This window comes from Azospirillum soli (assembly GCF_017876165.1).
In the GTDB taxonomy this organism is placed as follows: Bacteria; Pseudomonadota; Alphaproteobacteria; order Azospirillales; family Azospirillaceae; genus Azospirillum; species Azospirillum soli.
Window position 1 is genome coordinate 72,380 of sequence record NZ_JAGINQ010000004.1, and the last position, 12,916, is coordinate 85,295.

At 68.3% G+C, this 12,916-nt stretch carries 10 protein-coding genes; 3 read left to right on the top strand and 7 right to left on the bottom strand.

Translation table 11 applies throughout. From position 1 onward, the window contains the following. Positions 1-15: 15 nt before the first annotated feature. Genes J2852_RS07995 through cobU form a run of 3 tightly spaced genes read right to left on the bottom strand, consistent with a single transcriptional unit; the run spans position 16 to position 2,617 of the window. Positions 16-1,473, bottom strand: a complete 1,458-nt coding sequence (locus J2852_RS07995; protein ID WP_209873557.1) for a cobyric acid synthase — start codon at positions 1,471-1,473, stop codon at positions 16-18. Positions 1,474-1,475: 2 nt separating this feature from the next. After that, a complete protein-coding gene (gene cobO / locus J2852_RS08000) occupies positions 1,476-2,096 on the bottom strand; it encodes a cob(I)yrinic acid a,c-diamide adenosyltransferase (protein ID WP_209873560.1) in 621 nt (206 codons plus the stop codon). Further along, entirely contained in the window at positions 2,093-2,617 is a 525-nt protein-coding gene (gene cobU / locus J2852_RS08005; RefSeq protein WP_209873563.1) for a bifunctional adenosylcobinamide kinase/adenosylcobinamide-phosphate guanylyltransferase, read from the bottom strand. The genes cobO and cobU overlap by 4 nt, the downstream gene beginning before the upstream one ends. 225 nt (positions 2,618-2,842) lie before the next feature. Here cobU and J2852_RS08010 point away from each other — a divergent pair, with 225 nt between their 5' ends. From J2852_RS08010 to J2852_RS08020, 3 genes are all read left to right on the top strand, one after another. After that, positions 2,843-3,817: a UDP-glucuronic acid decarboxylase family protein gene (locus tag J2852_RS08010; protein ID WP_343206693.1), complete on the top strand. Its 975-nt coding sequence runs from the start codon at positions 2,843-2,845 to the stop codon at positions 3,815-3,817. 66 nt (positions 3,818-3,883) lie between these two features. Further along, positions 3,884-4,528, top strand: coding sequence for a dienelactone hydrolase family protein (locus J2852_RS08015; RefSeq protein WP_209873568.1), 645 nt, complete (start codon positions 3,884-3,886; stop codon positions 4,526-4,528). Positions 4,529-4,660: 132 nt separating this feature from the next. Then, positions 4,661-5,431 carry an alpha/beta hydrolase gene (locus J2852_RS08020; RefSeq protein WP_343206694.1) on the top strand — a complete coding sequence of 257 codons (771 nt, stop codon included), beginning with the start codon at positions 4,661-4,663 and terminating at the stop codon, positions 5,429-5,431. A gap of 272 nt (positions 5,432-5,703) precedes the next feature. Here J2852_RS08020 and J2852_RS08025 read toward each other — a convergent pair whose 3' ends face one another. The 4 genes from J2852_RS08025 to J2852_RS08040 form a co-directional block, all read right to left on the bottom strand. Beyond that, complete coding sequence (locus J2852_RS08025) at positions 5,704-7,584, bottom strand: response regulator (RefSeq protein ID WP_209873573.1); 1,881 nt, start codon at positions 7,582-7,584, stop codon at positions 5,704-5,706. Between the two features lie 18 nt (positions 7,585-7,602). Next, entirely contained in the window at positions 7,603-10,203 is a 2,601-nt protein-coding gene (locus J2852_RS08030; protein ID WP_246499380.1) for a PAS domain-containing hybrid sensor histidine kinase/response regulator, read from the bottom strand. Positions 10,204-10,312: 109 nt separating this feature from the next. Continuing rightward, positions 10,313-10,939: a glutathione S-transferase family protein gene (locus J2852_RS08035; RefSeq protein ID WP_209873575.1), complete on the bottom strand. Its 627-nt coding sequence runs from the start codon at positions 10,937-10,939 to the stop codon at positions 10,313-10,315. Then, positions 10,936-12,912 carry a response regulator gene (locus J2852_RS08040; protein WP_209873578.1) on the bottom strand — a complete coding sequence of 659 codons (1,977 nt, stop codon included), beginning with the start codon at positions 12,910-12,912 and terminating at the stop codon, positions 10,936-10,938. The genes J2852_RS08035 and J2852_RS08040 overlap by 4 nt, the downstream gene beginning before the upstream one ends. Positions 12,913-12,916: the final 4 nt, after the last annotated feature.

Consider the following 12,916-nt stretch of genomic DNA (forward strand, 5'->3'; position numbering starts at 1 on the left):
AAACGCAGGCGTAGCCTATTCCGCTATGCCGAGCAATCCCCCGACATCCACATGCGCCTCCAGCCGGTCGGCAATGGCGTCGAGCGCCTGCTCAACGGTTGCGTCATAGGATTGCCCCGACGCGCTGGCGCCAAGGCCCCGCAGGAAGGCGGCACGGAAGCCATCAGCCCCGAACAGGCCGTGCAGGTAGCAGCCCATCACGCGCCCATCCGCTGTGATGGCGCCGTCCGTCTGCCCGTCGCTCAGGTTCAGCATCGGGCGGGCGCGGTCCGGGCCCTCGGTGCGGCCCATGTGCATCTCATAGCCGGTCACGGAAGCCCCGGTGGTGCGCTCGGTGCCCCTCGCCTCCTCCAGGACTTTCGGGCCTTTCAGCACCGTCTCGACATCCAGAAGGCCCAGCCCGGCGGCCTTGCCCGGTGGTCCCTCGATGCCCTCCGGGTCGGCGATGCGACGCCCCAGCATCTGGTAGCCGCCGCAGATGCCCAGCACCCGCCCGCCGCGCCGCCAATGGGCCAGCAGATCCACGTCCCAGCCCTGGGCGCGCAGGAAGGCCAGATCGGCAATGGTCGCCTTGGTGCCCGGCAGGATGATCAGGTCGGCGTCGTGCGGCAGCGGCTGCCCGCGCGGCACCATGGTCAGCGCCACGTCCGGCTCCTGCGCCAGCGGGTCGAAGTCGTCGAAATTGGCGATGCGCGACAGCATCGGCACGGCGACACGGAGCGTCCCGCCACCACGGCTTTTCATCGTGTCGAGCGCCACGGCATCCTCAGCCGGCAGCAGAGCGGCCTCCGTCAGCCATGGCACGACGCCGAAGCCGCGCCAGCCGGTGCGCTCCGCGATGATCGACAGGCCGCTGTCGAACAGCCGCACGTCGCCCCGGAACTTGTTGATGAGGAAGCCCTTCACCCGCGCCTGCTCGTCGGGCGGCAGCAGCGCGTGCGTGCCGACGAGGCTGGCGATCACGCCGCCCCGGTCGATGTCGCCGACCAGAACCACCGGCACGTCCGCCGCCGTGGCGAAGCCCATGTTGGCGATGTCGCCGGCGCGCAGGTTCACCTCCGCTGGGCTGCCCGCCCCTTCCACCACCACGATGTCGGCCTCGGCCTTCAGCCGTTCGAAGCTGTCGAGCACGGTGGGAAGCAGTTGCCCCTTGCGGGACTGGTAGTCGCCGGCCTTCGCCGTCCCGGTGACCTGCCCGCGCACGACCACCTGGGAGCCGATTTCCGATTGCGGCTTCAGCAGGACCGGGTTCATGTGGACGGTCGGCGCCACCCCGCAGGCCCGCGCTTGGAGCGCCTGGGCGCGCCCGATCTCGCCGCCGTCGGCGGTCACCGCCGCGTTGTTGGACATGTTCTGCGGCTTGAAGGGCCGCACCGTCAGGCCGCGCCGCACCAGCGCCCGGCACAGCCCCGCCACCAGCAGCGACTTGCCGACGTCCGAGCCCGTGCCCTGGAGCATGATGGCGCGAGGCATGATTAAAACTCGATGCCGGGTTGGGCCTTGATGCCGGCCTGGAAGGGATGCTTGACCAGCGTCATCTCGGTCACGAGGTCCGCGGCCTCGATCAGTTCGGACTTCGCCGTACGGCCGGTGACCATCACATGCAGGTCGGGCCGGCGGCCGGTCAGCACCGACAGCACGTCGGCAACTGGCAGATAGTCCATGCGCAGGACGATGTTCAGTTCGTCCAGCACGACCAGCTGGTATTTCGGGTCGGCCATCAGCTCCTGCGCCTTGGCCCAGGCGGCCTTGGCGGCGGCGATGTCCCGCTCGCGGTCCTGGGTTTCCCAGGTGAAGCCCTCGCCCATGGTGTAAAAGTCCACGAGGTCGTCGAAGCGCTCCAGCGCCACGGTCTCGCCGGTGGACCAGGCGCCCTTCACGAACTGCACGACACCGACGCGCATGCCGTGCCCGACCGCGCGCATGATCAGGCCGAAGGCCGCCGTGGACTTGCCCTTGCCGTTGCCGGTGTTGACCATCAAAAGCCCCTTCTCCTGGGTCTTCGATGCCATCACCCGGTCGCGCAGGGCCTTGCGGCGCTTCATCTTTTCCGCGTGGCGGGCGTTGATATCCGCTTCGTTCTCGTTGTCGCTCATGTCCCGTTCCCTTTCAGCACCAAGGGCAGCCCCGCCGCCACGAACACGACGCGCGACGCCACCGCCGCTACGTCCTGATGCAGCCGCCCGGCATGGTCGCGGAAGCGGCGCGCCAGCGCGTTGTCCGGCACGATGCCGAGCCCGACCTCGTTGGACACCAGAACCACCCGCCCGTCCACCTCGGCCAACGCGCCCAGCAGTTCGGCGGCCTTCGCCGGAACGTCGGCCTCCGCCATCAACAGGTTGGACAGCCACAGCGTCAGGCAATCGACCAGCACGTTCGTCCCGGCGACCGCGTGGCGGCGCAGCGCGCCGGGCAGGTCCAGCGGCTCCTCCACCGTGGTCCAGCCGGGGCCGCGGTCGTCCTTATGCCGGGCCACGCGCTCGGCCATCTCCGCGTCCCAGATCTGGGCGGTGGCGATGTAGACGCGCGGACCTGGAGCGGACGTCACCAGCCCTTCGGCATGGCGACTCTTGCCGGAGCGAGCTCCGCCCAGGACCAGGGTGATGTCGGCGCTCATGCAGAGGGCACCCCCGTGGCTTCGAAGCCCGGATGGTTAGCGCACTTCCGTCCCCACTGCAAAGCGCCTTGCCGAACCGCCCATTTCGATACCGTACATGCGGGATATGTCGAATGGCATCTTGAACGTTGGTTTCACATACGTGTTGCGCACATACGTCGGATGGAATCCGACATGGGACCACGACCGGGCGGTCGCACACCGCCGGCAACTGCGAGGGACACCGTGAAGACGTTTGCCACCAAACGCGTTCTGGTAACCGGTGGGGCTGGTTTCCTGGGATCGCACCTGTGCGAACGGCTGCTGGCCGACGGGTGCGAGGTGCTGTGCGTGGACAACTATTTCACCGGCACGCGGGAGAACGTGGCGCATCTGCTCTCCCACCCCCGCTTCGAGTTGATGCGGCACGACGTGACCTTCCCGCTCTACGTCGAGGTGGACGAGATCTACAACCTCGCCTGCCCGGCGTCGCCCGTGCACTACCAGCACGACCCGGTGCAAACGACCAAGACCAGCGTGCACGGCGCCATCAACATGCTGGGCCTCGCCAAGCGCCTGAACGCGCGCATCTTCCAGGCCTCCACCTCGGAGGTCTACGGCGATCCGGAAGTGCATCCCCAGCCGGAAGACTATCGCGGCTGCGTGAACCCGATCGGGCCGCGCGCCTGCTATGACGAGGGCAAGCGCTGCGCCGAGACGCTGTTCTTCGACTATCACCGGCAGTGCGGCCTGTCGATCAAGGTGGCGCGCATCTTCAACACCTACGGACCGCGCATGCACCCCAACGACGGGCGCGTGGTCTCCAACTTCATCGTCCAGGCGTTGGAAGGTCGGCCGATCACCATCTACGGCGACGGTTCGCAGACCCGCTCCTTCTGCTACGTCGATGACCTGATCGAGGGCTTCGTTCGCCTGATGGCCTCACCGGCCGACATCACCGGGCCGATCAACCTCGGCAACCCCGGCGAGTTCACCATTCTGGAGCTGGCCGAAGCGGTCATCCGCCTCACCGGCTCGCGCTCCCGGATCGTGCACAAGCCCCTACCGCAGGACGACCCCAAGCAGCGCCAACCCGACATCACCCGCGCCAAGACGATGCTGAACTGGGAACCGACCATCCCGCTGGAGGAAGGCCTGAAGCGGACCGTCGCCTATTTCGAGATGCAACTCGACCTTCAGCGCCTGCGTGCGGCGGAGTGACGGCACCGGCCGGCGGTCCCACCTGTTGAAGCATCCGGCAAGGGGAAACACAGGGGGAAGACACGCATGGAACCGAACGTCCGCATTCCGCCGCTCGGGCTTCCGGGCTCACTGTCCATGCCGGACGGTTTCGCTGCGGCGGTGGTGTTCGCGCACGGCACCGGCAGCGGACGGATGAGCCCACGCAACCTGCACGTCGCGGCCACGTTGCGGGAGGCAGGGTTCGCCACTCTGCTCATGGACCTGCTGACGGAGGAGGAAAGGCCCGACCCGGCCAACACCTTCGACGTCCACCGCCTGGCCGAGCGGCTGTTGCAGGCGACCCGGTTCCTGCGCACCGACACGCCGGTCGAGCAGAAACCCATCGGCTATTTCGGTGGCGCGTCGGGGGCGGCGACGGCCCTGATCGCCGCCGGCCGCGCGGCCGAGCACGACGGCATCGGCGCCGTCGTCTGCCGGGGCGGGCGCCCGGACCTTGCCGACGTGTGGCTGAACGGCGTCGCCGCGCCGACGCTGCTGATCGTCGGCAGCAAGGATGCCCCGGCGCTCGACCTCAACACCGAGGCCTTCGGGCGGCTGCACTGCGTCAAGGCGCTGGAGGTCGTGCCCGGCGCCGGCCGCCTGTTCGAGGAGCCCGGCAAGCTCGACATGGTCGCGGAGTCCGCGCGATCCTGGTTCAACACGCATCTGCTCAAGGCAGCCAACGGTTGAGCGCGGGTCGACAAGCGCGCGGGACCGGCTTACCTATGGGGCAACGTCCCTTCCACACCGGATAACCCCCACCGTCAACCCATGCCCAAGCTCGAAATCCTCAGTCGGAAGCCCTCCGGCCCGGCGAAGCCTGTGCCTCTGCTGTTCGTCCATGGCGCCTTCTGCGGCGCGTGGATTTGGGACGCCAAGTTCCTGCCCTGGTTCGCCGCCCAGGGGTGGGAGGTGCACGCCGTTTCCCTGCGCGGCCACGGGCGCAGCGAGGGGCAGGACCGCCTGCACGATTTCGGCATCGCCGACTATGTGGACGACGTGCTCGCCGCCGTGGAGCGCTGTTCCGCGCCGCCCATGCTGATCGGCCATTCCATGGGCGGCATGGTGGTCCAGCGCACGCTGATCCGCCGCAAGCTGCCGGGTGCCGTGCTGATGGCCTCCGCCCCGCCGCATGGCCTGTGGGAGTCCACCATGGGTCTTGCGTGGCGCGCGCCCTACGTGTTCCAGCAGATGGGCATGCTGATGACCTTCGGAGCCAACTGCATCGACCCGGAGGCGGTGCGCCGCGCCATGTTCTCCGACAACATGCCGGCGGACGAGGCCCGGAAATACGAGCCGTACCTTCAGGAGGAATCGCGCCGGGTGATGCTGGACATCGGCGGTTGGATCCCCTTCCCGCCCATGCCCGACCCGAGCATCCCGGTCGCCGTGCTGGGTGCGGAGAAGGACCTGCTGTTCCCGGCCGATCAGATCCGGGCCACCGCCCGCGCCTTCCGCACGCAGCCCGTCTTCTTCCCCGGCATGGGCCACACCATGATGCTGGAACCGGGTTGGGAAAGCGTCGCCCGCCACATCGAGGGCTGGGTCGAAGCGACCGTCGCCGGTGCGGAGCAGAGCCAGGCGGCGGATTGAACGAGCGGCGGATTCGTACTATCCTGAGAGGAAGCCGGGAGGCGGCGGCTACCGTCCCCCGACCCTTCCTTAGTTCAGCGTCAGCTTCCAGCGGAACTTGATCCCCAGGGGCTTACGCCGAAACAGGAAGAGAAGCGATGATCGTAGCATCGTCTTCTCCCTCTGTTGCGTTGGCCGGGCCAGTCCCGGCCGACCGCCAGACCCTAACGGCTCCGCTACAGCACAACAATTTTTAGAATACGCATTACGGGCAATGCGTGGATCGCGCGCAGCTACACCGTCGGTGCGCTCTTCTGGGTCAGCACGAGGAACACCTTGTCCTCCAGCTGTTCCGGCGTGAAGGGCTTGGCGATGTAGCCGTTCACGTTGTGCGCCATCGCCCGCTCCACCGCCTTCAGCGTGGCGAGCGCCGTCACCATCAGGAACGGCAGGTCGCGCCGCGCCTCGCGCACGCGCTTCAGCACGTCGAGGCCGCTGACCTTCGGCATCATCCAGTCGCAGACGATCAGGTCGTAGGCTTCCTCATGCCCGATCAGCTTGTCGAGCGCCTGCTGGCCGTCCGCCGCCGTCTCGATCTGCCCGATGCCAAGGTCGTGCAGCACCGATTCCACGAAGTTGCGCGGCCCGTCCTCGTCGTCCACCACCAGCGCCTTCAGGTTGCTGAGGTCGATGAAGGGCACGCCGATCACCGCCAGCGCCCCGCGCAACCAGGAGGCGCGCGCCGCCCGTTCCTTGCCGCCCGCCGCCCCCAGCAGGAAGGAGCGCACGAAGCGTGGCCGGTGCACCTGCCGGTACAGCGCCTTGGCGACGGCCGACCGGCTCTTGCCCATACAGAAGGCCCCTTCCCCCGCCAGCTTGACGATGTCCAGAACGGTGTCCGGGTTCGGTTCGTCCTTGCTCTGAAGGGGGCTGAGCAGGCGCTGCGTGCGGATGAAGGCGTTCTGGATATCGTCCACCTGCTGCGCCATGACCTCCCGGTCGTCTTCCGGAAAGGCGCTCTCCTGAACCATCTTCTGGACCTCTCCCAGGCCCTTCAGCTTCTCGTTCCGCTCCTTCCAGCAGTCGAGCAGCCGGCCGGCGAAGTCGCGCCCGTCGAAGAACTGCTTCAGGTAATCGTTGACCGCCCGCCCCGCGCTGGGCGACAGCGGCATCTTCTGCAGCACGAACAGGATGCGGAGCTTCTGCATGAAGTTCCGCCCCTTGGTGATCTCCGGCAGCGTGTCCTCGTTGACCAGCAGCGCGGTGCGCCGCTGCAAGGCCGCCTCGGTCCGGTCGCCGCCGAAATAGCCTTCGCCCGTGCGCAGGCGTTGGGCGAGCTGGCTCAGCGCCATGATCTCCCGCTGCACGGCCTCGATGCCGAACAGGTCGCCGGTGCTGGTGATGGTGAAGCGGTGGGGCTTGGCGAGTTCGCGGCGGAAGGCGACGATCAGGCTGTCGCACAGGAACGGCATCGCCGTGCGCCGGACCAGCGTCTCCATCGTCTTGAAGACCGGCGGCGCGGTGTCGGGCAGCGCCCGGTCGCCGGCGATCAGCGTGACGATCATGTCCACCAGATCGGTGAAGGGCGCATCCTGCGCGCAGGACGCCGTGCCCGTGTCGCTGCGCATGATCTCGCCCAGCAGCCGGTCGATGGGGGCGAGCGCGTCGGCGTCTTCCGTCTCGGCGGCCAGTTCCAGCAGCAGGCGCGCCTTTTCCGCAAAGCTGCGCCCCTGCATCAGGTGCGTGGTCAGCGCCGCGTCGACCATGAAGCGGCCGAGGAACGCGTCCTTGCCGCCGCTCAGCCGTTCCACCGTCGCGACGTAGGTGCTGGCCAGCAGGTCCGGCGGCAGGGCGTCCTTCAGCCGCTCGCGCGTCAGCCGGGCAACCTCGTTGACCAGGGCGGTCAGGGTGCCTTTGCGGTCCATCACCCGCTCGGCCTGCTGAAGGATGGCGACGAAGGTCGGGGTGTTGGACAGCGATTGCTGATGACGGGGGGAGTGCAGAAGCTCCGTCGGGGTCAGCGCGCTCTCTTCGAAAAATCGCTGGCAGTAGCGGCCGATGCTCTCGCGCGCCTGTGGCGCGTAGAAGTCGTCCGGCGACTGGCAGACGGCGGCGTCCAACCCGCCTTCCGCGTCGATGTCCTTTGCGTCCGTGATTCCGGTGTCCGATGTCATTGACGTTCAAGCCTTATCTTAGTCGGACAACAGGTCCCGCACGGCCTGGAGCAACCGCTCCGGCGTGACGGGCTTCATGACGATCTGGCGGCCCGGCTGCGCGGTCACTCCCGCCGCCGTCTCCTGCGAGGCGTAGCCGGTGAGGAAGAGAATGCGCAGGCCGGGATTGCGGTCCTCCAAGGCGCGGGCAAGGTCCAGGCCGTTCATGCGCGGCATGGAGACGTCGGTAACCACCGCGTCGAACAGCCCGCCGCTTTCGTCCCAGCGCGCCAGGGCTTCCACACCATCGGCGGCCTCGGTGACGACGCAGCCCGCCTCCTCCAGCGCCAGCTTCAGGTAGGAGCGGACGGAGTCCTCGTCGTCCACCAGCAGGATCGCGGCGCTGTCGCCCTCGCCCAGCCGCAGCGGCTCCATCCCGCCCGCGGCCGGTTCCGGCGCCGCGATCAGCGGCAGGTAGATGGAAAAGACGCTGCCGCGCTCGGCCCCGCTTTCCATCTCCACAGCACCACCCGCCTGCTGCGCGGTCCCGTAGACCATCCACAGCCCCAGGCCCGTGCCCTTGCCCGGCTCCTTGGTGGTGAAGAACGGTTCCCAGATGCGGTCGCGGATTTCCTCCGGCACGCCGCAGCCCTCGTCGGTCACGCGGATCACCGCGTAGCGTCCGCGCGCCAGCCCCTCGTGCCGGGTGAAGAAGGCGCTGTCCGGCGTTTCACTGGTCAGCGACACGGTGAGGCGCCCGCCCTCCGGCATGGCGTCGCGCGCGTTCAGCGCGAGGTTCAGCAGCGCCTGATTTAGGGTCACCGGATTGGCGACCGCGTGGGCGGATTCGTCGAGGATCTGAAGTTCGAGGTCGATGCCGGCGCTCATCAGCGGTTTCAGGAAAACGCGCAGGTCGCGCACCAGCGGGGCCAGCGCCACCTCCTCGCGCTCGTCCGCCGCCCGCCGCCGGGAGAAGTCGAGAAGCTGTGCGGTCAGCGCCGCCGCCCGGTCGGACGCCTTGGCGATCTCCCGCACGCAGGTGACGACGCGCGCCTCGTCGGCCGGGTTGCGTTCGGCCAGCCGTGCGAAGCCGCCGATGGCGGTCAGCATGTTGTTGAATTCGTGCGCGATGCCGCCGGCCATGCGGCCAACCGCCTCCATCTTCTGCGAGCGCTGAAGCTCGGCCTCCGCCCGGCGGCGGTCGGTCACGTCGTTCAGCACCAGCAGCACTGCCGGTTCGCGCTGGTAGGCGGCCGGATAGGCGCCGATCTCCACATGCCGCCGCTCGCCGGATGGCCGGATGACCTCGCACTCAACGCGCTGTCCGTTGCCCTCGGCCGCCACGGCAAGCTGTTCCTCGATGGGCTCGGCATGTTCGATGAAGCGGCTGAGCATCACACCGTTGAGCCCGCCGTCGCCGCCGACGCCCAGGATCGACGCCGCCGCCGCGTTGGCGAAGCGGATCGCCCGGCGGTCCCAGATGGCGATGCCGTAGGGCGCCAGTTCCACCAGCTGGCGGTAGCGCCGCTCGCTCTCGCGGAGCGCGTGGACGGTCGCCTCCAGCCGCCCGGTCTGGCCGGCCAACTCTTCCTCGCGGCGCTTCAGTTCGGTGATGTCCATCAGGATCTTGACGATGCCGCCAGCGCCGGTGGCGTGCTCGCTGATCCGGTACCAGCGCCCATCCGACAGGCGGCCGTCCACCGGCTCCTTGTGCAGCAGGTGGCGCTTCAGCCGGTCCTCGATCCAGGAACCCATGTCCTGGCGGTCGCCTTCGAAGCCACCGCGCTCGGCCGCTGCCCGCAGAATGCTCTCGAAGGAGGCGCCGGGCACCAGCACGTCGGCAAGGTTCGGATAGGCCTGACGGTAGCGCTCGTTGCAGAAGATCAGCCGCCCATCCGGGCTGAACAGCACGAAGCCTTCGGAAATGCTGTCCAGCGCGTCGTGCACCACCGCCTGCATGAAGCGCGCTTCGACCAGCGCCATCGTCTCCACGGTGGTGTCGATGCCGGTCCCGCGATAGCCGACGAAGGCGCCGGCTTGGTTGAACACCGGCTGCGCGCTGATGCGGAAGACGCGCGTTTCTCCGGTTTCGTCCTGAAAAGAGACCTCAAGGTCACGGAAGGGGCGCCCGGCCTCGATGTCCGCCTTGTATTCCAGCCACGTGTCGGCGTCCTCGACCAGTTCGGCGAGATCCAGCAGCGAATGGCCGAACACCGGGGTCGGGTCACGCCCCAGAATATCGGTCAGCCGTTCGGACACATAGGCGTAGCGGTGGCCGGCGTCGCTCTCCCAGAACCAGTCGGAGGCGGCCTCCGCGAAGTCGCGGAAGCGCTGCTGGCTTTCGGCCAGTTCCTCGTTGGCGGCGCGGAGCATCTGGGCCGCGCGGTCCACGGCTTCGGCCGACGCGCGGGCGCGGCGCACCGCCAGGATGGCCAGCGCGGCCATGGTGACCAGCACGACGCCGACGGGCAGCACCAGCTTGTCACTGCCGCCCCCCAGATACAGCAGCGCCAGAACCCCAATCGCGCCAAGCAGCACGAGCAGCAGTTCCGGCACGGCGACCCAGCAGGATCGCAATGGCATGGTCTGGGTTGGACGGCGTTCGGCGGCGTTGCTGACGTCCACGGAGCCTCGGTCCATCGAAGAGGATCATGTGCCGCGCGGGCGCGCGACATCGGACCTTCATAGACGGCAAGCCGTTAACGTCGGGTTTCAGGATTGTAACCGTGACGGGGCCGTGCGATCCGAATCAGCTCGGCGGAACCAGCGGCTGCACGATCTCGCGGAACGGCTCCATGGCTTCGCAACGGACGGCGAGGCTCGCCAGAGCGGGCCAGCGCGCCTCGTCGAAGATCGCGGGATGCGCCTCGCGCGTGAAACGAAGGGCGCAGGCCACGGCGATGTCCGCATGCCCGATGCTCTCACCGAACCAGAAGGGCGTCGTCTTCCCGGTAAGATCGGCTTCCAGGGCATCAAGGACGCCTTGGATCTGCCCGCTGCACCGCGCCACCCAGTCGTCGGAGGTCTGGGCGTGCAGCGCCCGTTCGTAGACGAGGCTGACCGCCTTGTCGGCAAGGCCGGTCGCCAGCGCGCAGACCTTCAGCGCCCGGCGCCGGGCGGGGCCGCTGCGTGGCATCAGGGCCTTGTCCGGACCGGCCATCTCGTCGAGCCCGTCGAGGATCGCCCCGCTTTCGATCACCACCTCGCCGTCGTCGAGCACCAGCGTCGGCACCCGGCGCAAGGGGTTGTACCGGGCGACCTTCTCCGCGTCGGAGAAGACCGACCACGGGCGATGTTCGAAGGCGAAGCCGTAAAGGCGCAGCGCGATGGCGACGCGCCGGACGAAGGGAGAATCATATTGGCCGATCAGGATCACGGGCGCCCTCCTCCGGGACGGTTCACCAGCACCAGTATTTTCTCTTCCAACTGCTCGGGCGAGAAGGGTTTGGCGATGTAGGCGGTGACGTCATGGGCCATTGCCTCTTCGACCGCGATCATGGTGGCGAGCGCCGTGACCATCAGGAACGGCAATTCCGGGCGGGAGGCGCGGACCAGCTTCAGGAACTCCAGCCCCGACAGGCGCGGCATCTTCCAGTCGCAGATGATCAGGTCGAAGTCGGTCTCATGCCCGTCGAAACGGGACAGGGCATCGTGCCCATCCTCGGCGATGGCGATGTTGGTGATGCCCAGATCCCGCAGGATCATCTCCACATAGCCGCGCGCCGCCGGCTCGTCGTCGGCCAGCAGGATGCGCAGCGTGCTCATGTCGCGCATGGGCAGCCCGGCGGCGGCCAGGGTGGAGAAGAACTGGGCGAAGCGCTCGGCCCGCTGCTCGGTCGCGTCCTTGTAGCGGGTCAGGTAGGCGCGCAGAAAGGCGGTGGCGCGGACGTGATGGCCGACCAGATCGCGCGCCGCGTTGGCGCATTTGCCCTCGGTGAAGGCGCCTTCGGCCAGCAGGCTGGCGAACTCCATCACCTCGTCCACGCTGGGAGTGCGGTCCTTGGCGATGCGGCCGAAGATGCGGTTGGTGCGCAGGTAGGTGAACTGGATGTCGTCCAGCATCCGGGTGTAGCGGTCGCGCAGATTGTCGGGCAGCGTGGAGCGCTGGATGCGCCGTTGCAGATCGGCCAGCGCCTTGATGCGGGAGCGCGGGGTGCGCGCCGTCTCGAACAGGCGCTGGGTGAAGTCGCGCGCCTCCATGTGCCGCTGGATGTTGGAGACGACCATCTTGCGGCTGGTTTCGCCGGACACCGCCCCTTCGAAGCCCAGAAGGTCGATGATGCGGGCGTAGTGGCTCTTGCCGTTGAGGACGGCGTCCAGCCGCTCCTCCGTCAGCAGCAGCGCCACCCGGTGGTCGAGCAGGCGGGTGGTCCGCTCCCCGCCGATCATGACGCCGTGGACCTTCAGCTTGCCGGCCAGCGTCGCCGTCGCGGTCAGCTCGTCCAGCACGGCCGACGCGGCGCGCGGGTCGAAGCCGCCGCCGGTGGACAGCCGCGCGTCCCCGACCAGCGCGCGCTGGATGGTCATTTCCAGCCCCCGCCGGGCGGCCCAGGCCTGCCGGGCGCTGATGAAGGCGGACAGCCGGCGGACCACCGCCGGGGCGCGGGGGTGGGAAATGTGATCGCCCTTCCAGACCTGGGCGATGGCCTCCAGCGTCGGCCGCAGACCGTCCACCCAGCTGAAGAGTTCCTCGATGACCAGACCGTTGACCAGCATCTCCCCGATGATCTGGTCGAGGATGGCAATGCCTTCCGGCGACAGCGCCTCGCTGTCCAGCGAAAGCAGGCGGACGAGACGCAACTCGTTGCTGCCGCCCTCGCCCAGCCAGACCGACAGCCAGGCGTCGAGCGCGAAGCGGCCGGCGAAACCCGGCGTCTTCGCCATCACCTGGGCCACGGTGGCGGCGAAGGTCTTGGGGTCGAAGTTGGGCGGCGCCCCCTTCGGCGCGCGCTTGGCGGTGACGGCCAGAACTTCCTTTTCGAGCCGCCTCAACTCCTCCAGCCGCATGGCCGGAGACCGGCGGCCGGGGCGGGCCTGCGTCTGCGCCACCCGGTCCAGCACCGATGCCCGGCGCGGCCAGTCGAGGAAGGAACGCTGCGGTTCTTCCTTGTGCAGGAATTCCGTGGGGGTGATGCCGCGCGCCTCCAAAAACTCGGCGAACTCCTCGGCGATCAGGAAGCGCGAGGCGGTGCCGTAGACATCCTCGACCGTCTGGCAGACGGCGGCCTCATCCGGCTCGCCTCCGACGTCGGCGCCAAGCTCGACCAGCAGCGCATCGACGTCGTAGGCGCTGGGCGGAAGCGTTTCCGGCGGCTTTTGGTCGTTCGGGTGGTGGTCGGAACTCGTCATGGCG

Coding starts and splice junctions, on each gene's coding strand:
- cobU (WP_209873563.1), bottom strand. CDS start 2,617: ATGAGCGCCGACATCACCCTGGTCCTGGGCGGAGCTCGCTCCGGCAAG.
- J2852_RS08025 (WP_209873573.1), bottom strand. CDS start 7,584: ATGACATCGGACACCGGAATCACGGACGCAAAGGACATCGACGCGGAA.
- J2852_RS08015 (WP_209873568.1), top strand. CDS start 3,884: ATGGAACCGAACGTCCGCATTCCGCCGCTCGGGCTTCCGGGCTCACTG.
- cobO (WP_209873560.1), bottom strand. CDS start 2,096: ATGAGCGACAACGAGAACGAAGCGGATATCAACGCCCGCCACGCGGAA.
- J2852_RS07995 (WP_209873557.1), bottom strand. CDS start 1,473: ATGCCTCGCGCCATCATGCTCCAGGGCACGGGCTCGGACGTCGGCAAG.
- J2852_RS08030 (WP_246499380.1), bottom strand. CDS start 10,203: ATGGACCGAGGCTCCGTGGACGTCAGCAACGCCGCCGAACGCCGTCCA.
- J2852_RS08040 (WP_209873578.1), bottom strand. CDS start 12,912: ATGACGAGTTCCGACCACCACCCGAACGACCAAAAGCCGCCGGAAACG.